Annotated in this window: 23 protein-coding genes; all 23 read right to left on the bottom strand. The window is 61.9% G+C overall.

Annotated features, from left to right (window positions below; translation table 11 throughout):
* Position 1: 1 nt before the first annotated feature.
* Positions 2-808 (bottom strand): 30S ribosomal protein S3, encoded by an 807-nt coding sequence (rpsC, locus tag ABIB56_RS02275; RefSeq protein WP_354567225.1) that lies wholly within the window; start codon positions 806-808, stop codon positions 2-4.
* Positions 808-1218 (bottom strand): 50S ribosomal protein L22, encoded by a 411-nt coding sequence (gene rplV / locus ABIB56_RS02270; RefSeq protein ID WP_354567224.1) that lies wholly within the window; start codon positions 1216-1218, stop codon positions 808-810. Before rplV ends, rpsC begins: the two co-directional genes overlap by 1 nt.
* A 25-nt stretch (positions 1219-1243) precedes the next feature.
* Entirely contained in the window at positions 1244-1525 is a 282-nt protein-coding gene (rpsS, locus tag ABIB56_RS02265) for a 30S ribosomal protein S19 (RefSeq protein WP_147783473.1), read from the bottom strand.
* 12 nt (positions 1526-1537) lie between these two features.
* Complete coding sequence (gene rplB, locus ABIB56_RS02260) at positions 1538-2377, bottom strand: 50S ribosomal protein L2 (RefSeq protein ID WP_354567223.1); 840 nt, start codon at positions 2375-2377, stop codon at positions 1538-1540.
* Positions 2378-2396: 19 nt separating this feature from the next.
* Positions 2397-2696: a 50S ribosomal protein L23 gene (rplW, locus tag ABIB56_RS02255; RefSeq protein ID WP_354567221.1), complete on the bottom strand. Its 300-nt coding sequence runs from the start codon at positions 2694-2696 to the stop codon at positions 2397-2399.
* Positions 2693-3463, bottom strand: coding sequence for a 50S ribosomal protein L4 (gene rplD / locus ABIB56_RS02250; RefSeq protein ID WP_354567220.1), 771 nt, complete (start codon positions 3461-3463; stop codon positions 2693-2695). The genes rplW and rplD overlap by 4 nt, the downstream gene beginning before the upstream one ends.
* A gap of 6 nt (positions 3464-3469) precedes the next feature.
* On the bottom strand, positions 3470-4120 hold the full coding sequence (gene rplC, locus ABIB56_RS02245; protein WP_354567219.1) for a 50S ribosomal protein L3: 651 nt from the start codon (positions 4118-4120) through the stop codon (positions 3470-3472).
* A gap of 10 nt (positions 4121-4130) precedes the next feature.
* A complete protein-coding gene (gene rpsJ / locus ABIB56_RS02240) occupies positions 4131-4439 on the bottom strand; it encodes a 30S ribosomal protein S10 (RefSeq protein ID WP_147783478.1) in 309 nt (102 codons plus the stop codon).
* 547 nt (positions 4440-4986) lie between these two features.
* Complete coding sequence (locus ABIB56_RS02235) at positions 4987-5196, bottom strand: antitoxin (RefSeq protein ID WP_354567218.1); 210 nt, start codon at positions 5194-5196, stop codon at positions 4987-4989.
* Positions 5197-5275: 79 nt separating this feature from the next.
* Positions 5276-6244 carry a DNA topoisomerase IB gene (locus ABIB56_RS02230; protein WP_354567217.1) on the bottom strand — a complete coding sequence of 323 codons (969 nt, stop codon included), beginning with the start codon at positions 6242-6244 and terminating at the stop codon, positions 5276-5278.
* Positions 6245-6403: 159 nt separating this feature from the next.
* A complete protein-coding gene (locus ABIB56_RS02225) occupies positions 6404-7351 on the bottom strand; it encodes a hypothetical protein (RefSeq protein ID WP_354567216.1) in 948 nt (315 codons plus the stop codon).
* A gap of 285 nt (positions 7352-7636) precedes the next feature.
* Complete coding sequence (gene tuf / locus ABIB56_RS02220) at positions 7637-8830, bottom strand: elongation factor Tu (RefSeq protein WP_354567215.1); 1194 nt, start codon at positions 8828-8830, stop codon at positions 7637-7639.
* Positions 8831-8947: 117 nt separating this feature from the next.
* On the bottom strand, positions 8948-11065 hold the full coding sequence (gene fusA, locus ABIB56_RS02215; RefSeq protein WP_354567213.1) for an elongation factor G: 2118 nt from the start codon (positions 11063-11065) through the stop codon (positions 8948-8950).
* Positions 11066-11164: 99 nt separating this feature from the next.
* Positions 11165-11635, bottom strand: coding sequence for a 30S ribosomal protein S7 (gene rpsG, locus ABIB56_RS02210; protein WP_354567212.1), 471 nt, complete (start codon positions 11633-11635; stop codon positions 11165-11167).
* Positions 11635-12009, bottom strand: a complete 375-nt coding sequence (gene rpsL / locus ABIB56_RS02205; protein ID WP_354567211.1) for a 30S ribosomal protein S12 — start codon at positions 12007-12009, stop codon at positions 11635-11637. The genes rpsG and rpsL overlap by 1 nt, the downstream gene beginning before the upstream one ends.
* Positions 12010-12383: 374 nt before the next feature.
* Positions 12384-13295: a hypothetical protein gene (locus ABIB56_RS02200; RefSeq protein ID WP_354567210.1), complete on the bottom strand. Its 912-nt coding sequence runs from the start codon at positions 13293-13295 to the stop codon at positions 12384-12386.
* Positions 13292-13858, bottom strand: coding sequence for a hypothetical protein (locus ABIB56_RS02195; RefSeq protein WP_354567209.1), 567 nt, complete (start codon positions 13856-13858; stop codon positions 13292-13294). Before ABIB56_RS02195 ends, ABIB56_RS02200 begins: the two co-directional genes overlap by 4 nt.
* Positions 13855-14472, bottom strand: a complete 618-nt coding sequence (locus ABIB56_RS02190) for a hypothetical protein (RefSeq protein WP_354567207.1) — start codon at positions 14470-14472, stop codon at positions 13855-13857. Before ABIB56_RS02190 ends, ABIB56_RS02195 begins: the two co-directional genes overlap by 4 nt.
* A complete protein-coding gene (locus ABIB56_RS02185; RefSeq protein WP_354567206.1) occupies positions 14454-15791 on the bottom strand; it encodes a hypothetical protein in 1338 nt (445 codons plus the stop codon). Before ABIB56_RS02185 ends, ABIB56_RS02190 begins: the two co-directional genes overlap by 19 nt.
* Positions 15792-15811: 20 nt before the next feature.
* Positions 15812-16138, bottom strand: coding sequence for a hypothetical protein (locus ABIB56_RS02180; protein WP_354567204.1), 327 nt, complete (start codon positions 16136-16138; stop codon positions 15812-15814).
* 100 nt (positions 16139-16238) lie between these two features.
* The gene (locus ABIB56_RS02175; protein WP_354567203.1) at positions 16239-16526 is read right to left on the bottom strand and encodes a WXG100 family type VII secretion target; all 288 of its coding nucleotides are present in this window, start codon (positions 16524-16526) and stop codon (positions 16239-16241) included.
* A gap of 112 nt (positions 16527-16638) precedes the next feature.
* Positions 16639-21159: a type VII secretion EssC family protein gene (locus tag ABIB56_RS02170; protein WP_354567202.1), complete on the bottom strand. Its 4521-nt coding sequence runs from the start codon at positions 21157-21159 to the stop codon at positions 16639-16641.
* Entirely contained in the window at positions 21156-22328 is a 1173-nt protein-coding gene (locus ABIB56_RS02165) for an RDD family protein (RefSeq protein ID WP_354567200.1), read from the bottom strand. Before ABIB56_RS02165 ends, ABIB56_RS02170 begins: the two co-directional genes overlap by 4 nt.
* Positions 22329-22437: the final 109 nt, after the last annotated feature.

The following is a 22437-nucleotide window of genomic DNA, read 5'->3' as shown; positions in this document are numbered from 1 at the left end:
ATTAGCCTTCAGCTCCTACTGCTGCCGGGGCAGCCTCCGCCTTGGGAGCAGCCGCGGCTGCCGGGGCAGCTCCACGACGGGGTCCGCTGTCACGGCTGTCGCGACGGTCGTCACGACGCTCCGGACGGCTGGACTTGGCATTGGCCTGCTCGCGGGCAAGTTCCTTGTTGGTGATGTCGCCCTTGTAGATCCAGACCTTCACACCGATGCGGCCGAAGGTGGTCTTGGCCTCGTAGAAGCCGTAGTCGATGTTCGCGCGGAGGGTATGCAGTGGAACGCGGCCTTCACGGTAGAACTCGGAACGGCTCATCTCCGCACCACCGAGGCGGCCGGAAACCTGGATACGAACACCCTTGACGGTGGAGGTGCGCTGGGCACCCTGCAGGCCCTTGCGCATCGCACGACGGAAGGCGACGCGAGCGCTGAGCTGCTCGGCGATTCCCTGTGCCACGAGCTGAGCCTCAGCCTCAGGGTTCTTTACCTCGAGGATGTTGAGCTGGATCTGCTTGCCCGAGAGCTTCTCGAGGTCGGTGCGAATACGCTCCGCCTCGGCGCCACGACGACCGATCACAATGCCCGGGCGGGCGGTGTGGATGTCGACGCGAACGCGGTCGCGGGTGCGCTCGATCTCGATACGGGCAACGCCGGCACGGTCAAGTGACGTCTTGAGCAGGTTGCGGATCTTGACATCCTCAGCCACGTAGTCGCTGTAACGCTGTCCGACCTTGGTGCTGTCGGAGAACCAGCGCGACACGTGGTCGGTGGTGATGCCCAGACGGAACCCGTAGGGGTTTACTTTCTGTCCCATTACTTCTTCCCTGCCTTCTTCGCGCTGGTCGAGCCTGTCGAGACCACCGCATCGTTCTCGTCCGGCGTCGCCAGGACGATCGTGATGTGGCTGGTGCGCTTCAGGATCTGAAAAGCGCGTCCCTGTGCACGAGGCTGGAAGCGCTTGAGGGTCGTTCCCTCGTCGACGTAGGCCGACGAGACGAACAGGTCCTCGACATCCAGGTAGCTATTACTTGCGTCTGCCTTGACCCGAGCGTTCGCAATTGCGGACGCGACGAGTTTGTAGACGGGCTCGCTCGCGCCCTGCGGCGCGAACTTCAGGATGGCCAGGGCCTCCTGGGCCTGCTTGCCGCGGATCATGTTGACGACGCGACGAGCTTTCGTGGGGGTCACGCGGATGTGACGCACGCGTGCGATCGACTCCACCATTTCTTGTCCTCCTACCGTCACCGCGTTAGCGGCGACGACCCTTCTTGTCGTCCTTCTCGTGTCCACGGAAGGTGCGGGTGGGGGCAAACTCTCCGAGCTTGTGCCCAACCATGGTCTCGGTGATGAACACCGGGATGTGCTTGCGGCCGTCGTGCACTGCGATGGTGTGTCCCAGGAACGACGGGATGATCATCGAGCGGCGCGACCAGGTCTTGATAACGCTCTTGCTGTTGGCTTCGTTCGCCTTGGCCACCTTGCGGAACAGGTGGTCGTCGACGAAGGGGCCTTTTTTGAGACTGCGTGGCATCCTCTACAACTCCTACTTGCGCTTCTTGCCGGCATTGCGGCGGCGAACGATGAGCTGGTCGCTCTCTTTGTTGATGTGGCGGGTGCGGCCTTCCTTCTGGCCCCACGGGCTGACCGGGTGGCGTCCACCAGAGGTCTTGCCCTCTCCACCACCGTGAGGGTGGTCGACCGGGTTCATGGCGACACCACGCACGGTCGGGCGTACGCCCTTCCAGCGCATACGGCCGGCCTTTCCCCAGTTGATGTTCGACTGCTCGGCATTGCCGACCTCGCCGATGGTTGCGCGGCAGCGGGCGTCAACGTTGCGGATCTCGCCCGACGGCAGGCGGAGCTGCGCGTACGGACCGTCCTTGGCGACGAGACGAACGGATGCTCCGGCCGAACGAGCCATCTTGGCTCCCCCGCCCGGCTTGAGCTCGATCGCGTGGATGACAGTACCCACGGGGATGTTGCGCAACGGCAGGTTGTTGCCCGGCTTGATGTCCGCGCCGGCACCCGACTCGACAATGTCGCCCTGGTTCAGCTTGTTCGGCGCGATGATGTAACGCTTCGTGCCGTCGATGAAGTGCAGCAGCGCGATGCGAGCCGTACGGTTGGGGTCGTACTCGATCTCGGCAACGCGGGCATTGACGCCGTCTTTGTCGTTGCGCTTGAAGTCGATCACACGGTACTGGCGCTTGTGTCCACCACCGATGTGACGGGTTGTGATACGACCCGCGTTGTTACGACCACCGGTCTTGGGCAGCGGGCGGAGCAGCGACTTCTCCGGGGTCGAGCGGGTGATCTCGGCAAAGTCTGCAACCGAGGAACCGCGACGACCTGGGGTCGTGGGCTTGTACTTACGAATAGCCATGGTTTATCTCCCTGATCCCTTAGCCGACAGCTGTGAAGATGTCGATGGAACCGGACTTGAGCGTCACGATCGCACGCTTGGTGTCTTTGCGATGACCGATACCGAACTTGGTGCGCTGCGTCTTGCCCTTTTTGTTCAGGGTGTTGATCGAGGCGACCTGAACGCCGAAGATCTTTTCGATCGCCAGCTTGATCTCGGTCTTGTTCGAACGGGGGTCGACGAGGAAGGTGTACTTGCCCTGGTCGATCAGGCTGTAGCTCTTCTCGGAGACGACGGGCGACAGAATCACGTCACGCGGGTCTTTGTTGGTCGCGGTCATGCGCTGACCTCCTCTTTCTGAGAAGCGGCCTTCTCCTTCTTGGCGGCAGCACGCTCAGGACTCACGCGCTTCTTGCTCGCGGGCTCTGCGGCATCCTCAGTCTCGACGACCGTGACGGCCTTCGGGCCGGCGACGAAGCCGTCGAAAGCACCCTTGGTGAAGACGATGTCGTCACTCACGAGTACGTCGTAGGCGTTGAGCTGGTCGTAGGGCAGAACGTGAACGGACGGGATGTTGCGAACGCTCTTGTGGCTGACCACGTCGTCACGCTCGAGCACGATCAGAACGTGCTTGCTGGTGGCGATGCTGTCGAGCAGCTCGACGATCGTCTTGGTCGACGGCACGTCTCCAACGGAGAGCGAGTCGATGACATGGATGCGTCCACCGCGTGCCCTGTCGGAGAGCGCTCCGCGGAGGGCTGCGGCGATCATCTTCTTGGGGGTGCGCTGTGCATAGTCGCGAGGGTGGGGTCCGTGGACGATTCCACCGCCGGTCATCTGGGGAGCACGGATCGAGCCCTGACGAGCACGACCGGTTCCCTTCTGCTTGAACGGCTTGCGGCCGGCACCGGACACCTCACCACGACGCAGGGTGTTGTGCGTACCCTGGCGAGCCGCGGCGCGCTGGGCGACGACGACCTGGTGGATGAGGGGGATGTTGGTCTGAACGTCGAAGGTCTCGGCGGGAAGATCGACCGAGCCGACCTTCTTGCCCTTCGAGTCGATGACGTCGAGCGTGCCAGTTTGAGTGTTAACTGCGTCAGCCATGAGTGACTACACTCCCTTCACTGCGTTGCGGACGAAGACGATGCGGCCCTTGGCACCGGGAACGGCGCCCTTGACGAGAATGATGTTCTTCTCGAGGTCGACCGAGTGGACGGTGAGGTTCATCGCGGTGACGCGGTCGCCACCCATACGGCCGGCCATGCGCATTCCCTTGAAGACCCGGCTGGGGGTCGAGGAGGCGCCGATCGAGCCTGGTTTGCGGTGGTTACGGTGCGAACCATGCGAGGACGAGACACCCTTGAAGTTGTGACGCTTCATGACCCCGGCGAAGCCCTTGCCCTTTGACGTGCCAACCACGTCGACCTTCTGGCCCGCTTCGAAGATGTCGACGGCGATCTCCTGGCCGAGTGCGTATTCCGCGGCATCCGCGGTGCGCACCTCGGTGAGGTGACGGCGAGGCGTGACGCCCGCCTTGTCGAAGTGACCGGTGGCCGGCTTGTTAACCTTGCGCGGGTCGATCGCACCGAACGCGATCTGCACGGCGCTGTAGCCGTCGACCTCTGGGGTGCGCAATTGTGTGACGACGTTGGGGGTGATCTCAACGACGGTCACCGGGATGAGCTTGTTGTTCGCATCCCAAACCTGGGTCATACCGAGCTTCTTACCCAGCAGTCCCTTGCTTGTTTTAGTGGTAGCCATCTCAGATCCCCTACAGCTTGATCTCGATGTTGACGTCGGCCGGCAGGTCAAGACGCATAAGCGAGTCGACGGCCTTCGGCGTCGGGTCAATGATGTCGATCAGGCGCTTGTGGGTGCGCTTTTCGAAGTGCTCGCGGCTGTCCTTGTACTTGTGAGGAGAGCGGATCACGACGATCACGTTCTTCTCGGTAGGAAGGGGCACCGGGCCGACGACAGTCGCGCCTGCACGGGTAACCGTGTCGACGATCTTGCGCGCCGAGCTGTCGATGACCTCGTGGTCATACGACTTAAGTCGGATGCGGATCTTTTGTCCCGCCATGTGTGACTCACTCTCTTTAGAACATCGTGGCTGCCTGAGCGACTATTGGATGTTTGGTTAGCTCAGCTGCGCGCCATGAGGAGCACTGCGCTTCGCACCACTGTTTTTGTGTCAATTACTGTGCCGTGACCGACCCCCGCGCTCGGGCGTGTCGCCCTGCACGGGCACAAACCTCGCACTGGCACAAACCTGTAGACGTTGCTTTCTACAGGCACGAACCGTGGGTTTCGATTAAGTCGTGTTCTGCTACCCGCGGCCTAGATGGTGGCTGCCTCTTTCGAGTCGAAACCTCACACCTATGCACTGCCTGGCAGTGAACCCATCACGAAGGACAGGTTTGTTGAACTAGAAGAGTCTGCCACAGGTTATGAGTTGCTGCAACCCGGGCGTGTCACACTTCGGCGTGTCGTCATCGCTCGCGATGGCCCCAGCTCGCCCAGAGGTGATGACCAAGGGCGAGGCGGCGCGCTGGCAGGTGAACGACGCGTGCGGATCGCGTGCCGCCTCACTCTCGGTTGCGTCGGCAAGCCGGCGCCATGCGGGAGAACTACTCGTTGCCGACCTGCTTGTCCGCAGCGTCGCGGGCTCCATCGATCTGCCCTTCGAACTTGCCGCCGGTCACCTTGTTGGCGACATCGGCCACACCATCGAGAAGCTTGTCGCTGATTCCCTCTGCCTGTTCGCTCTTCAGCGCGTCCTTGACCTTGTCGTCGTTCAGGAACGCCTGCGCCTTCTTGGTGATATCTTCCAGCCCCATAACATCTCCCTGTGATCAACCCGTGCCGAAAAGGCTCCGAGGCCTTCATTGTCGTCCGGTTGCTGCGATATGGCTAGCACTAGTCGAAGAGAAGCGTTCTCAGCTCACTTTCGGCAGATTTGGTCCGAGCCGGATCGATCGTGACGCCGCCGACGTAGTGGTCGACGATCCGCGGATCGACATAGCTCGACCTGGCGATGGTCGGGGTGTTGCCGAGCACCTCCGCGGCATCCCGCATCGCCTGCGCCAGCGCACGATCCCTGGCGGACCTGGTCTTCTCCGGGCCGTGCTTCGCCAGGCTGATCGCGGCCGCCGCGCTGCCGTGCAGGGTGCGGAAGTCCTTGGCGGTGAATTCTCCGCCGGTACGCTCGCGCACGTAGTCATTGATCTCCTGAGCGGTGAGCGGATGCCACGACGACTCGTCGCGCCAGGCCAGCAGCCGCGCCCTCCCGCCGCGACGTTTCAGTGAGCGCAGCACGGCGGCGAGGTCGGCATCGGTGATCTCGGACTGCCACTCCTGCCCGCTCTTCGCGGGGAAGTCGAGCGCCACCGTGTCACCGCTCACCGTCGCGTGGGAGCAGAGGAGGGTGGAGAGACCGTGACTGCCGTGGGCTTCGGCGTACTGTTCCGATCCGACCCGCAGGGAGCCTGTGTCGAGCATCCGGAATGCGGCGGCCAGCGCACGCTCCTTCGACGGCCTGTCGTCGCGCAGGTCGATCGTCACCGCTCTGCGAGCCGATGGCAGCAACTCGGCAAGGCTCAAGGCACGATCGTATTTGATGCGGTCCTTCTGTTCGCGCCAGGTGGGATGGTAGATGTATTGGCGGCGACCGGCGGCATCGAGTCCCGTGGCCTGGATGTGGCCATTCGCGTACGGAGCGATCCAGACGTCGGTCCAGGCCGGCGGTATCGCCAGCGCCTCGATGCGGGTGCGCAATTCCGCGTCGGTGATCGGATGCCCCGCGACATCCTTGTAGGAGAATCCGCGACCAGCCCGTACCCTCCGCAGCCCCGTCGAGGACGAGTCACTGTGACGGAGTCGAGTCATGACTTCATCGTAGGCAGCCACCCTCCGCGTGCAACGGGGTTGCGCAGAGCAAAGGATCGTGTGTCGCGCGCCGGCTTGCCCAGCGCGATTGTTCCCTTTTGCGACGTTTGTTCCGCGTCGAAGGGGAACAGACATCGCAAAAGGGAACAATGACGCCGATCAAGGCTTCATCGGCAGGCCAAGAGGAACGAGGCGACTGCGCAGGGCCCGGGGATTGATAGCAACGTTCCAACGCCATCGCGCGACCGCACGCGGCAGTGCGCGAAGGCGGTCTTCGCGAGTTTTCTCATCGAGCACTACGCGTTCGGCACTCCGGCCCCCTCGATACGCCTCATCCAGATACTTAAGATCGCCGTCTGCCTCCCCGATTGCGCCGTACTCCTGCCAAGAGAAATCCGTCTCGCCGATGAAACCTTCGCCATCGAAATAGGGCGTCTGTAGTTGCGGAGGTGGGCATCCGATCACACGCATGTTCACACGACTGACTGACTCTATGGGCGTGTCCGCGGCCGTTGTGGCGAACTCCACGATGTCGAGCGCCCGAGCATGGCCACGGAACGGCAGCCGTTGCTCCCATGCTCGATGCAGGTCATCTTGTGTTGCAAGCGGAGGATGCCGATCGAAACGATCACTATGCAGCGCAGCGTCGGCTGCGGCTACAGCGGATATCGTGCTCGCGATGGCCGCTAGATCGAGCACCGTGCGAACCACAGAAGTTACCAGCATCCCGTGAATCTCGACTAACTCGGAGTCGTCTATGGCGAGGGAATGCCGAATGACGCCGTTGCGGCTTCGGCTTCCGATCCACTTGGGCTGCGTGATGTGCACGTACGACGGCCAGTCACCGATCATCGGCAGCCCATGGATCGCCGCGGCTGACCAGTGTGAAAGGACGGGACGATTTCGACGCGTCTCGGCGATCGCTCGGACTCTGGCGAGATACTTCCTTCGAGAATCCATCGCCCGCAGAGATTCTCGATCGATGTACACGCCCCTGGCGACACGCACCTCCCGTCCAACGGCGGCGGACCGCGCGTGCTGGTGTCTCGTGTCGTCAGGCAGCCTGAGATCGCGGACGAACACGAGTGATTGCTGAGCTTCGTTCATTGCAGAATGATGCCGCGGTGAGCGTTCCAACCTGAACCAAGAGCATGGGCACGGGGAAAACATCCGCACACGGGGCCTGTGGAGGACCGGAGTCGTCAACTTACGGGTATGAATGTTCCCTCCCGGCGCAAGCGGTCCTGCGCGACACGAAACACTTGCACCAAAAGGGAACGATCGCCACGGGGCGGGGCGGACCGGGGCGGACCGAACGACCGAAGACACCATGGTCGTTAACGACGAAGGGCCGAGCCTTTCGGCTCGACCCTTCGTACTACGAAGCAGGTGCTACTTGAGGATCTTCACGACCGTGCCGGCGCCGACGGTGCGGCCACCCTCGCGAATAGCGAAGCGGAGGCCCTCCTCCATGGCAATCGGCTGGATCAGGTTGACCGTCATCTCGGTGGTGTCACCAGGCATGACCATCTCGGTGCCCTCTGGCAGCGAGATGACGCCGGTGACGTCCGTGGTGCGGAAGTAGAACTGCGGGCGGTAGTTCGCGTAGAACGGGTTGTGACGGCCACCCTCATCCTTGGACAGGATGTAGGCGTTCGCCTCGAACTCGGTGTGCGGCGTGACCGAACCGGGCTTGACGACAACCTGGCCGCGCTCGACCTCTTCACGCTTCGTTCCACGGAGCAGGAGTCCGACGTTCTCACCGGCGCGCGCGTCGTCGAGGGTCTTGCGGAACATCTCGATGGCGGTGACGATGGTCTTGGAGGACTTCTCCTTAATGCCGACGATTTCAACCTCGTCGTTCGGCTTCAGGATGCCACGCTCGACACGACCGGTGATGACTGTTCCACGGCCGGTGATCGTGAAGACGTCCTCGACGGGCATGAGGAAGGGCTTCTCGGTCTCGCGAACGGGCTCCGGCACGAACTCGTCGACCTTGTCCATGAGGTCGGCAACGGTCGCTGCCCACTTCTCGTCGCCCTCGAGCGCCTTGAGTGCCGAAACGCGAACAACGGGAGCGTTGTCGCCATCGAACTCCTGGCTGGAGAGCAGCTCGCGAACCTCGATCTCGACGAGCTCGAGGATCTCCTCGTCGTCGACGACGTCGGACTTGTTCAGCGCGACGACGATGTATGGCACGCCAACCTGGCGGGCGAGCAGAACGTGCTCACGAGTCTGGGGCATCGGGCCGTCGGTTGCCGCAACAACAAGGATCGCGCCGTCCATCTGCGCGGCACCCGTGATCATGTTCTTGATGTAGTCAGCGTGACCGGGAGCGTCTACGTGTGCGTAGTGGCGCTTCTCGGTCTGGTACTCCACGTGGGAGATGTTGATCGTGATACCGCGCTGCTTCTCCTCAGGGGAGTTGTCGATCTGATCGAACGCCGAAGCAGTGTTCAGGGTGGGGTACTTGTCGTGCAGCACCTTGGTAATTGCAGCCGTCAACGTGGTCTTACCGTGGTCGACGTGACCAATGGTACCGATGTTGACGTGCGGCTTAGTCCGCTCGAACTTTGCCTTCGCCAATGGGTCCTCCTCAGGACTTAGGTGTAGACGCTCACGATCGACGGATTTCGATCGCTCGCGCTACGGGGTTGGGATTTAGCTATGTTACTCGGACGAACAGGCCCTCCGCAGAGAGTCTTACTCGCCCTTGTTCTTCTGGATGATCTCCTCGGCGACCGCGCGCGGCACCTCGGAGTAGCTGTCGAAACTCATCGAATACACCGCACGACCAGAGGTCTTCGACCTCAGGTCGCCGACGTAACCGAACATCTCCGACAGCGGGACTTTGGCCGTGACTACCTTCACACCGGTCGCATCTTCCATCGACTGGATCTGGCCACGACGGGAGTTCAGGTCACCGATCACGTCACCCATATATTCCTCTGGGGTACGCACCTCGACGGCCATCAACGGCTCAAGCAACACGGGATCGGCCTTGCGGGCCGCTTCCTTGAAGGCCATGGAACCGGCGATCTTGAAGGCCATCTCCGACGAGTCGACATCGTGAGATGCGCCATCGAGGAGGATCGCCTTCACACCGACCATCGGGTAACCCGCGAGCACGCCAACCTGCAGCGCGTCCTGGATTCCGTGATCGACAGACGGGATGTACTCGCGCGGAATGCGCCCACCGGTGACCTTGTTTTCGAACTCGTAGATCTTGTCAGCGGTCACCTCCATCGGCTCAAGCGAGATCTGGATCTTGGCGAACTGGCCAGAACCACCGGTCTGCTTCTTGTGAGTGAAGTCGTGCTTCTCGACGATGCGACGAATCGTCTCGCGGTAAGCAACCTGCGGCTTACCGACGTTCGCCTCGACGCCGAACTCGCGCTTCATCCGGTCCACCAGAATGTCGAGGTGAAGCTCGCCCATTCCTTTGATGACCGTCTGGCCGGTGTCCTGGTTCTGCTCGGTGCGGAAGGTCGGGTCCTCTTCAGCGAGCTTCTGGATAGCGATACCCAGCTTCTCCTGGTCGGCCTTGGTCTTCGGCTCGATCGCGACCTCGATCACGGGCTCGGGGAACGTCATCGACTCGAGAACGATCTGGTCGCTCGGGTCGGACAGCGTGTCACCCGTGGTCGTGTCTTTGAGGCCGATGACCGCGTAGATGTGGCCGGCGGTCACCGAGTCGACAGGATTCTCCTTGTTGGAGTGCATCTGGAAGATCTTGCCGATGCGCTCCTTCTTGCCCTTGGTCGAGTTCATAACCTGCCCACCGGAGGCAAGGTGGCCGGAGTAGACGCGGATGTAGGTGAGACGACCGAAGAAGGGGTGAACAGCGACCTTGAACGCGAGGGCCGCAAAGGGATCCTTCGGGTCAGGGTGACGCTCGACGATCTTCTCCTCGTCGCGGATGTCGCGGCCTTCAGTCGCCGGCACGTCGAGCGGACTCGGCAGGTAGTCGACAACGGCGTCCAGCATCGGCTGCACACCACGGTTCTTGAACGCGGAACCACAGAGCACGGGGTAGATCTGGCTGGCGACGGTGAGCTTGCGGATCGCGGCCTTGATCTCGGCAACCGAAAAGTTGGTGTCGCCGTTCAGGAAGCGTTCGAGCAGCACGTCGTCGGTCTCGGCGACAACTTCGAGAAGCGTCGCACGGTACTCGTTTGCCTTCTCGACGAGGTCTGCGGGGATCTCCTCGATGTCGTACTTGGCACCGAGCTCGACGTCACCCTTCGAGTCACCGCGCCAGGTCAGCGCGCGCATCTCGACCAGGTCGACAACACCCTCGAAGGTGCTCTCGAAACCGATCGGAAGCTGGATGACCAGCGGCTTCGCGCCGAGGCGCTTGATGATGGTCTCGACGGTGAAGTAGAAGTCCGCGCCGAGCTTGTCCATCTTGTTGACGAAGCAGATGCGGGGCACGTCGTACTTGTCGGCCTGGCGCCACACGGTCTCGGACTGGGGCTCGACGCCCTCCTTGCCGTCGAAGACGGCAACGGCGCCGTCGAGAACGCGGAGCGAACGCTCCACCTCGACGGTGAAGTCCACGTGGCCGGGGGTGTCGATGATGTTGATCTGGTTCTTGTTCCAGAAACAGGTAGTCGCCGCCGACGTGATGGTGATGCCGCGTTCCTGCTCCTGCGCCATCCAGTCCATCGTGGCTGCACCATCGTGCACCTCACCGATCTTGTGGGTGATACCGGTGTAGTACAGGATGCGCTCGGTGGTAGTGGTCTTGCCAGCATCGATGTGAGCCATGATGCCGATATTGCGGACCTTGTTCAGGTCGGTGAGCACGTCTTGTGCCACGGATGTCCTCCGAAATTATGTGATGATCGCGGTCGAGCCTGTCAGGCCCTCACTGTCGAGACAGGAGGTCTCGACAAGCTCGACCAGCGGAAGAGAGTATTACCAGCGGTAGTGCGCGAAAGCCTTGTTGGCGTCAGCCATCTTGTGAGTGTCCTCGCGACGCTTCACCGCAGCACCGAGGCCGTTGGAGGCGTCGAGGATCTCGTTGGTGAGACGCTCGGTCATGGTCTTCTCACGACGGCCCTTGGCGTAGGTGGTGAGCCAGCGCAGTGCGAGAGTGTTGGCGCGGTGAGGCTTGACCTCAACCGGCACCTGGTAGGTCGAACCACCGACGCGACGGCTCTTGACCTCAATGGTGGGGCGCACGTTGTCGAGCGCCTTTTTCAGCGTCACGACCGCATCCGCACCGTTCTTGGTCGCGACACCGGAGAGAGCGTCATAAACGATCTTCTCGGCGAGGCCCTTCTTGCCATCAAGAAGAATCTTGTTGACGAGCTGACTGACGATGGGGGCGCCGTAAACCGGGTCGGCGACGACGGGGCGCTTGGGTGCTGGTCCTTTACGAGGCATTACTTCTTGTCCATTTTCGCTCCGTAGCGGCTGCGAGCCTGCTTGCGATTCTTTACGGCCTGGGTGTCGAGCGCGCCGCGTACGATCTTGTAGCGCACACCGGGGAGGTCTTTCACACGACCGCCGCGCACGAGCACCATCGAGTGCTCCTGCAGGTTGTGGCCTTCGCCGGGGATGTAAGCGGTGATCTCGGTGCCGTTGCTGAGCTTGACACGAGCAACCTTGCGCAGAGCCGAGTTCGGCTTCTTCGGGGTGGTCGTGTAGACGCGGGTGCACACACCGCGCTGCTGAGGATTGGCCTTGAGCGCAGGCGCCTTGGTCTTGACGACCTTGGGGCTGCGTCCCTTACGGACCAGCTGCTGAATGGTGGGCACTACGTACTCCTTGTATTTACTGCACGGTGACAGTTGGTTCATTAGCATCCGGCCCGATCCACTGGAGTGTTTCGAACCGTTTTGCACCACGCGCGAACCCCGTGTTTGAGATTCTGAGTGGTATGCCGTGGGGGCTGCTTGCGCCAATGAAGAACTTGAACGAAAACAAACCCAGCTGTGTATGTCAGATGCCCGAGCCTGTCATGGTTCCAACTGCCGATAAGACAGTGGGCATGATTCAAGCGCACGACAAAGCACACACCTGATTAATACTAGCCGGGGTGGAGGCTTCGGTCAAATGATCGGCGGTCTCATCGAAACGAGCGTCGAGGCGCCGAACACGAGGGAATAGCCCGCGATATCCGCATCCCGCGCTAGAGCTTTTCGGTGTATCGCAGTTCGAATCGAGGAGATTCGCGGAGAGGTCGCACGAACTCGAGCCCGTACTCTTCTTTCTTGAGCATTTCGCGCACCCCGGCAAGAATGGCCTCGTCGAGTTCGCGCCGACGCTCCCCCGGCATCCGTTCGAGAAAGCTTCGCGCCTCCGACTGGCTCCTGGTGCGCGCGATCTCCAAGGCTGATTCGAGATCAGCCGTCTCATCAATTCTGCGTAGTGCTCCCGCACGAAGAGCGTGCGCGCGACGGGCGGCATTCCTGCCCGCCCCGACCGCCACCAAGAGACAGATGAGTCCGCCGACCACAATGACCGCGGCGAGAACGAGAATGTAGGCAAATTCTTGATCAGACTGGCGCTGCCACCGCACGACGAGCCACGCCGCGGTGATTAATGCCGCCGCGGCAGTCACCACAATCATCGACCAGGCGTGTGACGCACCCCGGCCTGAGCGACTCCTGCCCAGAGCCACGGCCGCATGAAGACAGGCGGCCACGACAATCAGCACCGTTGCCGTGACGGCCGCGGGGGCGAGTGGCACAGCCGAGCCGAATTTGTCTCCCGCGAGCACCAACGCGACAGCAATCACGGCCAACAGCATGCCGAACACGTCTGCCGCTCCCGAAACCGGACGGCCAGCCGGATCGGGTTCCATGGCGTCGAAGCGTCTCTCGTATTCCCCGCTCAGTTCGGCGTGCTCACGATCAAAACGACGATCCACATCCGTGACGGCTCGCAAAACCTGCGGGTCGAGCCTTTCGAGGGCGGCATCTTCGAGCGAACGGATGATTCGTACTCGGGAAATGGAACTGATCTCCTTCGCCCGGGCTACCGTGACGTCTGTGGCACTGAGTACCTGCTGCGGATTTCGATCACGATTGCGCTGCGTCACAATGCCTCTACGCTGATGCCTCGTACGAGGTCGTCGACGAAGGTCAGCATAAGCGTGGCTTCAGTGACCCGGTCGGCCGTAGCCGCCACGTAGACCACTTGATCGTGGCGCTGAAACGCGTAGGTGAACGCACCGGCCGCGCTGAGGTCGTCAGCCGAGTCGATCACCACCGCACCGCGAGCGCCGACCCCGAGGTCGGTGGTTTCGAATGGTTCGACAGTGGGCTCCAACTGGGCTCGGGGGTCGCTGGCGGCGAGTGCGGTCAGATCGACTTCGTCATCCTGGGCCGCCTGGAGGAACATCACGTTGACAATTCCCAACACGGGAAGAACCCGGGGGCAGAAGACGAGTGACTCCGCGACATCCGGTTGACGATCGGCTATCGCCGAGAAAGCGAACTCGCGGAGCGCGGCCTTGCCGTCTGACGCGAGAGGCCCGAGGTCGACCTCGAACAGTGCGACGAACCCATCGGCCCATGCCTCGGCTGACGCCCATTCGTCGGTGGGAAAATCCCGGGGTATCGGATGCCAGATGGAGCTGTCATAGAGCATGGTATAGCTCATGCCGGGGCCCCTTCCCAGCTAAAAGTACTCACGATGACGTCGCTGAGCTGCGCCATCTGGTCGACGAGTTCGCTGGCCTCGTCGTCCCCGGTTGGATGTACGAGTGTGGTGGTGAATTGGAGGGCAGTGCGTCGCCCTGCCCCAGGAACCGGGATCAGATAGTCGATGACGCGCGATGACGTTCCCGTGAATTCTCCGTCGTGCACTGTGTCGGCTGTCCAGCGAACGATCTGGTGATTGTCGGAGAGGAAGGCGGCGCCTCTGTCGCGGAACAGCGAGCTGACTTCGCGGTCGAGGGTTCCTCCCAAACGCCCGCGGACGATCGAGGCGCTCATGGAGAGCGGCAGCACATCGTCTTCAGGAACAGTGGTCTGAAGGTAGATAGCGAAGACGCCGGCCTGTTTCATCCGTCGCGTCGCCAGTTCCATCATGCGCGTGAATTCGCTATCGAGGTCTGGGCGGTGCTGCGATTTGAACACCGCACTGGATAGCGCCGTGAGCTGCGCAATCGACTCCCTGGTTGCGGGAAGCTCCTCCCAACCTTGAGGCAGAAGCAGTCGGAACGATGGAACCCCCGAAGGGGTCTCCACCCGGGTCACAGCTGAGAGCGCCACGCGTCTACGGAACTCGAACCGGCGAATGACTCGACCTTGGTCTCCACCGTGTGCCCCTTCTTGACAGCGTATTCACCCACGTTGAATATCTGATCGATGCGGGTGAGCGCCTGACCACCGTCTGACACCACCTTAGCCAGCGGGGTTCCAGCAAGCTGTCCATCGAGGATGGCGCGCCGTGCCGCCGGAAAATCGTCGACGGCCTTCGAGAAGGCGACCATATAGGCCCGACTTGAACCTCCCGCGATGCGAGTCCAGACGTTAGCGAATCCCGCGCCGCCGAAGTTCGAGAATCGGGTGAAAACGCTTCCCATGTGACCGAGAGAGCTCAGCCGACCGAGGCCGCCGGCTCGCCCGGCTTTGTAGGAACCGAGGACCAGACCGTTGAGCGATTTGATGCGGCTGAGAGGGGTCGTGATCTCCTTCAGCGGCCCCTTAAGGAAACCGGTCAGCCCCTCCATGCGCTTGCCCGACTGAAACAGCTTGCCAAGCTTCCCGAAGGGCAGAACACCGACGACGGCCCAAGCTACGTCTCCCAGACCCTTGCGTCCCTTGAAGTAGAGGAACAGTGTGCCGATCAGGGCTACGACTGCCACGATCGCCGCAATGGCCGCAATGATCGGACCACCGACGATGAGAGCGAGCACCGCAAGCGCGATCCCGACCCAGCTGAGAACTTTCAGCACGATGTCGACGAAACCAGCAAGGTTGTCGGTCCAGTCATCGCTAACGTTCCCCTCCGTCGCGTCGTTGATTCCCTTCAGGGCCTCCTCGTACGCACGATCCCACACGTCCCATTGCGCGTCGAAGAGCGTGAACTGATCATGAAGGGCGGTTTCGGCGGTTGACGCGTCGGTGTGGGCCGTCGAGGCTGTCTCAGTGAGAGTCTTATCTTTGGCAACGGCGGTTGCGTCGGCGGGATTGGGAGCGGTCGAACCGTCAACGGTCGACTGCGCGTCTGCTGCGGCCTGTTTTTTGCTGTTGTAGTTGCGCTCGGCATCCTCGGCGTCCGCGACGATCTTGCGCATCGCCGTCTGAACTGCGTCGAGCTTGGTACCGTAAGTTTTCATAACCGTACCGGTCGGCTTGTAGCGCTCACCGGCGAGTTTGAGGTCCTTATAGGCGTCGCCGACCTCGTCGCGAATCTTCTCAATCGACCTACCCTTTTCCTCGGTAGCTCCATCCCCGATCTTCTGAAGCAGTCCCGCCGCGCCGATCATCTGCTCGCCGAGATCCTCGATGTCTGTGCCGCGTTGGACTATCCCCGACGCATTGCCCTCGAGGACCGCGACCGTGTGGCCACCCTTATTCGTCTTCATTGTTCGTCACCCCAGGGTCGTCAACGCTTGGGCAGTGTGCTGCCGGCGTCTTCTGTTACTTTCAAGCTCTTGGCCGCGTTAAGATCGAAGTCCTGCCAGCCCTTGCACGTGCCCTCGACCCGCGACTGGATTTTCGTTAGCTTCTCAACCAGCGCGTTGCGACGGTCGTCCCATCCGCCCTCGAAGTCATGGGTTTTGTCGCGCAGACTCGATTCGCCGTCCGGCCTGCCGATCATGTCCTGCAGCGCACTGGTGCGCTTTCCGGCATCGGTGAATTCCACGAGAATCTGCTTAAGCGATCCGTTCAACTCGTTCAAATGCTCGACCTTGACGTAGACGTCAGGCATGACTGGTTCCTCCGCTCGGCAACGAAATTCGCGCAACTGTGATGGTTGAGGCAGTGCCGGGGGAGAACACGCTCGTGTTCTCCCCCGTCGTGGCGTGTGACTAGCTACCGGCCATCGATGCGTCGGTGTCCTTGATCGCCTGCATCATCTTGCGGAGCGAATCGCCCATCTCTTTGATGCCGTCGATCGCGCTCTCGAGGCCCGTGGTGAGTTCCGTGTAGCCCTCGCCGAACCTGCCCGAAGCGTGCTCGGTCTTGAAGTCGTCTCCGAGCAGAGTGTCGACATCCTGCTTGAGTCGCTTCAGCGTGTCGCTGATCTCTTCGCGACCCGCTCCCAGCTTGTTCGCCATGCTGTCCATCTCGCCATATGTCGCCTTGAAATCTGCCATGATCAGACCTTCCCTCGTTGCTGACAGGTCCTCGCTTCGGACCTCGTTCAATAAACACTATTGCAGTCGGTGCAGCCCACCAATGGGCAGCGGTACCCATTCGAACACCCGATCAGGCACCTGGTTCGGCATCGACGAGCGGTAGCTGCACAGTGACGAACTGGCCGTTCTCGACAAAGATCCCACGACCCTCGGGGAACTCGTGTCTCTGAACCCGCGGAAACGGAACTTTGAAGAGCGAATCGCCATCGTAGGTTTCCGGCTTGAGTGCAATCCCTCGTCGACCGGCCTTGAAGTCGCCGATGAAACCGTAGCCGGATCCGAGGGCGGCAATGTCGCCGTCACCGATGAGGAAATGTTCACTGCGGTTGATTGCCTGGAACAGCTCCTTGAGCGGGCGTTCGGCATCGGAATCAGCAAAATCAGTGACGCCCTCGACAACGATGAGAATCTTGCCCGGTATGGATTCATCTGGCACAAGTTCCACAAGCCCTTTGGCCAGTGCGCGGGCATCATCGACTGTGGTTGCGCTGGCGGTCCACTTCACGTAATTGCGAAGCTGCGCACGCCTTCCCCCGAAGTGGAACATTTTCACCTCGGGATCGAACCGCTGCATCGAACTGACCACAGCGCGCAGCGCATTTGTCTTACCGCTGCGCGGGGGTCCCGTCACCACGAAGGTACCCAGGGGCTCGAATCCACGTGGGCCAAGAACGTCGTCGCTCATGCCAATGACCGGCATTCCATTGATCGAATCGGGCAGTTCCTGCGGCGTCAGTTCGGTGGGCAACGAACCGACGGCTGCGACATCGCGTGCACCGGCGGCGCGCAGACGTTCGGCGAGCGCATCCACATCCCTGGACTGCTGGGCCACGTTCGATGTGCCGCCGAGCACGGCGATCTGGGTTTCGAATCCGTCGACGATTCCACGTCCCGGCGCCGAGAGGTCGCCCAGGATGTCTTTCGGTACCCCGAGTATGCCGTATGAGCCCTCGTCCGACATTCGTAGCACAATCCGCTTGGTCACGTTCGCGCTCACCGACGTCGGAACGGCGCCATACCGATCCGCGGTGGCGATCGCGTGCACACCGAGCGGTCGGCCCTCGCCGAGGATTCGCATGAAGATGTTGAAGTACGGAGACCGTGCCGAGGATGCGTCCCACTCCTGTTTGAAGTTGCCGAACCCATCGATGAGCAACAGAATGCGCGGCTCGTCTGGCCGGCCACTGATTTCGCGATATTCGTTGAGGTTGGCGGCGTTTGCTTCGCTGAACCTTTTGGCTCGGTCGTCGAGCATGCCCCGAAGGTCTCGCAACAGTCGCTGCAACCTCTCCGCATCGTCGCCGGCGACGATCGATCCGACGTGAGGGAGTGATTCGATGGAGCGAAGGCCTCCCGAACCGAAATCGAGGCCGTAAACCTCGACCCCACCTCGATCCGGTCGCAGTCCCGCAGAAATGGCGATCGAGCGCAGCGCGGTGGATTTGCCCGACCCACTGGTGCCATAGATGAGCATCGCCCCGTCGCGGTCTGGTTCGTAAAAGAGCGGCGCCTGCAATTGTCTCTCGGGAATGTCCGCGATTCCTATCGCGATGCGCGACTCGCCATCGGCCTCGATATCGAGGATGTCGGCAGTCGTGGCAAGATCGTCAAGCCATGGTCGTCGCGGCGCCGGGATCTTGGCGATCGCGCCCGCATGGATGAGGGTCTGCACGATGCGCTTCTGATCGTTGGGACCGAGATCTTCATCCTGGCTGTCGGAGTCCAGCAGCGAGTCCGACTCCCAGAGAACCGTCGAACCGAAGCGCAGCTCGGCGACGCTGACCTGAGCCTCGCGCGGTTCGTCGCTCGACCAGCCGCCGGCATAACCGGATTGGAACGGCACGAGTCGGCCCGGACCCATCTTGGCGATTCCTCGACCGGGAATTCCTGGATCGAATGTGCCTGCGACGGGATCGCCCACAACATCCTTGGAATCGGATTCGTCGGCCATCCGTAGGGCGATGCGAAGATTGGTGTTCGCTCGAAGGTTGTCTTTGATCACACCAGCAGGCCTCTGAGTCGCCATGATGAGGTGGATTCCGAGGGAACGACCGCGCTGGGCGATATCGACGACTCCATCGACGAATTCCGGTACCTCACCGGCCAGCGCCGCAAACTCGTCGATGACCAGGATGAGAGCAGGAGGACATTCCGGGTCGCCGCGCTTCTCCAACTCCAGCAGGTCTTTGGCCTTCTTGCGGTTGAAGAGGTGCTCGCGATAGTGGAGTTCGGCACGAAGACTGGTCAGGGCGCGGCGCACCAGGTGTTGGCTCAGGTCGGTGACCAGCCCGACACAGTGCGGCAGATTCACACACTCGGCGAAAGCCGCGCCACCTTTGTAGTCGACAAAGAGGAACGTGACTCGATCGGGACTGTACTCCGCAGCCATTCCCAGCACCCACGCCTGGAGAAACTCCGACTTTCCTGAGCCCGTCGTGCCACCAACCAACGCGTGGGGACCCTGCGTTCGAAGATCGAGATGCATCGCATCCGGTGAGGATTGGCCGACAAGCGCGCGCAGGGTTCCTGCACGCTTGCGAGCGACCGGGGGACGGCCGCTCCTGTCGTGGATCGACTTGTTCTGCACCCAGCGATCAATCGCAGCCTGAGGTTCTGTGGACAGGTCGGACCCCAGAAGACTCAACAGCGGCACACTGCGGGGAAGGTCACTCGAGTCGGCGACCACCGCCCCCGCGTCGACTACCGGCGCAAGCCGGCGAGCAAGCATGAGTGCGTATTCCGCAGAGACGCCCTCCACACGTACGTCGGTTGCAATCGTGCCCTGGCGTACAAAGTGCACGTCGGCGGCCTCGAGTCCGCGAGCGACATCGACGAAGGTACGACAGGCCGCCGGGAGCGCCTCAGCGACCGGAGCCATCCAGATCGGAAAGACGAGCGCGTCGGCGGCATCCTCCACAATCTGCACGAGGCGTGGTCGATCGACCGGCGCATCGTTGGCGATCAGCAGCACAAGAGCAGCCCCGCCACCCGCGAAGAAGGAGGCGGTCTGTTGAGCGCCGACCTTGGCCCCGCGCGCGGAGGCCGCATCATCCTCGTCACCGGCGCCACGCTCGGTCTCCGTCCGTGAGAGCTGAGTGCGGCGCTGCTCGATGATTTCTTCGAGTGCATTCAGCAGCGCGGTACCGGTCGATGCGCTGTCTGCGAGTTGCACTCCCTGAATGGGGCTGTGAGGGGATGACGTGTGTGGCAGCCACTTGAGCCAGTCGAACTCATGAGCCACGGATGGCGACAACAGCGCTCCGAAGGCGACCTCCGCTGGCGAGTGCAGGCCGGCATACTGAACGACGATCGCTCGCGCGACGTCAGCGACGGCCGTCGGCTCGCCAGAAATACCCAGCGCACCGCAGAGGAAGGGATTCTCTACGACCGGAACGTCGTCGATGAAACCCACTCGATCGCGCAGCTCGTCAACGCGTTTGGCATACAGCGGAAGGCCACGCTTCGCGTCGCCGTCGGTCATCGTGTTGCGGCTCGGCATTCTGCCGAGCCCGAGTCGCAGATCGAGAAAGTTCCAGTGCTCAGGCCGTCGCGTCCACAACCGGGGTTCCAGCCGAAGGGCTTCGGAGTAGACCTCTGCGACGGAAGGGCTCTCCAGCAGGCGCACAGAACGCTCCAGCGGAATCTCCTTCTCGAGTTGCTCGCCGAGATCCTCAAGTTGAAGCTCGAACCTCTCGATCTCGATCTTCGCCTTCTTGCCGACCCGCGAACGCTGCGAGAACCAGTTGCCGAACGCCATCAGCGGCGACATGGCGATGAAACCGAGCGAGAGCGGGTTTCGCGAAATCGCGAACATCACACCGCCCATCAGAACAGGGGCAACCATAAGAATCCAGTTGAAAGGCTGCTGGTCTTTCTCCAGCGGAATCTCCGGAACCGGATACTCCCTGCCCGGATAACGCGATTCGACCCTCGGTGAACGATTGAAACGCAGAACACCGCCGCGCTCGATGATGCCGTCATCGCGGTCGCCTGCCGTGGCGAGAAGTGCGATCGACACCTCACTATCGCCAAGCACCACCGACTGGCCGCTCGGAAGCCGCAGCCGTGGCACGAGACCCCCGTCGACGAGAATGCCATTCGCCGAGTTCAGATCGACGACATCGATGCCGTCGGCAGAGATTTCAATCCGTGCGTGACTCTGGGAAACAAGCGGGTCGCTGAGCTTGACAGCGTTACCAGCCCCACGCCCGATCGTGCCGCTGCCGAGGGGTAAGCGAAACTCGCGACCGCTATCGGGGCCTGACAACACCCTGAGAACGGCAGCCGCTGTACCGGGAGTTGCGTCGCTGCCGGATGGATACCCCGGGGCTGGGGCGACAACGACGTCGAAGCCCGATCCGATTGCCGCATCTCCCAGCGGTGTATCCGGATCGAGATGGACAAGTTTGGCGCCGCCGGGTGGGGCGACATGCAATGTCAGAATCGTGGACGGATCCACCGCACGACCACCCGCGGGATCCGTCTCGAGGATGGAACGAGCCACGTTGCCGACCGTCGCCGTGGCATCAGTGGTGACAACCAGATCTACGCCCTCACCTGACTCGCGCCGCAGTGTGAGCTTGACCCTCATCGCTCGTTCTCCCGTTCTCTAACGTCGAACCTTCTGTGTCCGAGCATGATGCTGCTCCCCCATGGCGCGTGCGCGCGTGTACCCGGAAGCACCTCTGCCTCGACACCGTCGGCGCCGACGACGGACGTGCCGTTGCTCGAGTTCCGATCTTCGATCCACACACCGTTGTCGTCTACTCCGACCACCGCATGGGTCTTCGAAATCGAAAACGACGGATCGCCGATGCTGATGAGCGACAACGGAGGTTCTCCCTGCTTCGACTCGGGATTTCGACCGAGGAGGGCCTCGCCATCCACGTCGTACCGCCTGCCGTCATCACTCACCAGAACGGCAACTCTGGTGTGCGGGACCGTCGGCACAGGAGGCGACGAAACGAGGTGACGGCTTGCCTCTGCGGGCACAGGCGTGGGTGCGCGGGAAGGGATGGGCGGCCCTCCTTCTGAGGCAAACGAGGACAGCGAAGCAAATCCACCCACCACCGCGGAGCGCGACCGGGCGCCTGAGGCGAGGACCTCGGCTGGACTGGCCCCGGTGGCGAGTGACGGGAAGGAGGGAGCCTCGGCCGCTGGCGACGCGTCACGCTTTTTGCGCGCGAGGCGCAGTGCCTTCTGATCGTATGGATTGAGGCCATGGCGCACGTCGATCATCCAGTTGGACCCGATCGTATCGAGCCAGCTTCGACCGCGGGCGCCCCACACGGCCGACATCATCATCACCACCGCTCCGAGAAGGGGAACGACAACACCGCTGAAATACAGCACAATATCGCGCAGCACGATCCGCCAGAATCCCGGTCGCGTAAGGCTCGACACGTTGACTGAACGGATACCGGTGACGGCTTTACCGAGCGTCACCCCCTTCAGTCCGTGCAGGATGACCTGGATGATCACCACAGCATTGAGGAGGATCACGCCAGCAAGAACGAGAGCGGCGCGCGGCAGAGAGGCGGCAATCTCGCCGACGTTGTCCAACGCGAGTCCGGGCACGATGATGATCGCGGGAAGAGCGAGCACGGCCAGCACCGCTCCATCAATGATCGCGGACAGTGCGCGTCGACCGATAGGAGCATCCACTATCCCCAGTGAGGCCGCGTATTCCGGATCTGGAAGGCCGTTCGGAAGCACGCCAGGCAGCTGTTCGCCCTCGTTGGACTCCACAGTGACGCTCAACGGCAACCCCTCGACTTTTCCCGCACCACACGGATCGACGCGACCGATCCTCTAGTGATGGTCTGCACCGACGGTCTCACGCGGCGCTGAACCCATGAATACTTTATCG

The organism is Glaciihabitans sp. UYNi722, from assembly GCF_040549465.1.
Lineage (GTDB): Bacteria > Actinomycetota > Actinomycetes > Actinomycetales > Microbacteriaceae > Lacisediminihabitans.
This window is presented reverse-complemented; position numbering and strand designations above follow the sequence as displayed.

What these genes read in the sequence shown, in the direction of transcription:
- rpsC (WP_354567225.1), bottom strand. Translation starts at nt 808, where the DNA reads ATGGGACAGAAAGTAAACCCCTACGGGTTCCGTCTGGGCATCACCACC.
- rplV (WP_354567224.1), bottom strand. Translation starts at nt 1,218, where the DNA reads ATGGTGGAGTCGATCGCACGCGTGCGTCACATCCGCGTGACCCCCACG.
- rpsS (WP_147783473.1), bottom strand. Translation starts at nt 1,525, where the DNA reads ATGCCACGCAGTCTCAAAAAAGGCCCCTTCGTCGACGACCACCTGTTC.
- rplB (WP_354567223.1), bottom strand. Translation starts at nt 2,377, where the DNA reads ATGGCTATTCGTAAGTACAAGCCCACGACCCCAGGTCGTCGCGGTTCC.
- rplW (WP_354567221.1), bottom strand. Translation starts at nt 2,696, where the DNA reads ATGACCGCGACCAACAAAGACCCGCGTGACGTGATTCTGTCGCCCGTC.
- rplD (WP_354567220.1), bottom strand. Translation starts at nt 3,463, where the DNA reads ATGGCTGACGCAGTTAACACTCAAACTGGCACGCTCGACGTCATCGAC.
- rplC (WP_354567219.1), bottom strand. Translation starts at nt 4,120, where the DNA reads ATGGCTACCACTAAAACAAGCAAGGGACTGCTGGGTAAGAAGCTCGGT.
- rpsJ (WP_147783478.1), bottom strand. Translation starts at nt 4,439, where the DNA reads ATGGCGGGACAAAAGATCCGCATCCGACTTAAGTCGTATGACCACGAG.
- ABIB56_RS02235 (WP_354567218.1), bottom strand. Translation starts at nt 5,196, where the DNA reads ATGGGGCTGGAAGATATCACCAAGAAGGCGCAGGCGTTCCTGAACGAC.
- ABIB56_RS02230 (WP_354567217.1), bottom strand. Translation starts at nt 6,244, where the DNA reads ATGACTCGACTCCGTCACAGTGACTCGTCCTCGACGGGGCTGCGGAGG.
- ABIB56_RS02225 (WP_354567216.1), bottom strand. Translation starts at nt 7,351, where the DNA reads ATGAACGAAGCTCAGCAATCACTCGTGTTCGTCCGCGATCTCAGGCTG.
- rpsG (WP_354567212.1), bottom strand. Translation starts at nt 11,635, where the DNA reads ATGCCTCGTAAAGGACCAGCACCCAAGCGCCCCGTCGTCGCCGACCCG.
- ABIB56_RS02195 (WP_354567209.1), bottom strand. Translation starts at nt 13,858, where the DNA reads ATGAGCTATACCATGCTCTATGACAGCTCCATCTGGCATCCGATACCC.
- ABIB56_RS02185 (WP_354567206.1), bottom strand. Translation starts at nt 15,791, where the DNA reads ATGAAGACGAATAAGGGTGGCCACACGGTCGCGGTCCTCGAGGGCAAT.
- ABIB56_RS02180 (WP_354567204.1), bottom strand. Translation starts at nt 16,138, where the DNA reads ATGCCTGACGTCTACGTCAAGGTCGAGCATTTGAACGAGTTGAACGGA.
- ABIB56_RS02175 (WP_354567203.1), bottom strand. Translation starts at nt 16,526, where the DNA reads ATGGCAGATTTCAAGGCGACATATGGCGAGATGGACAGCATGGCGAAC.
- ABIB56_RS02170 (WP_354567202.1), bottom strand. Translation starts at nt 21,159, where the DNA reads ATGAGGGTCAAGCTCACACTGCGGCGCGAGTCAGGTGAGGGCGTAGAT.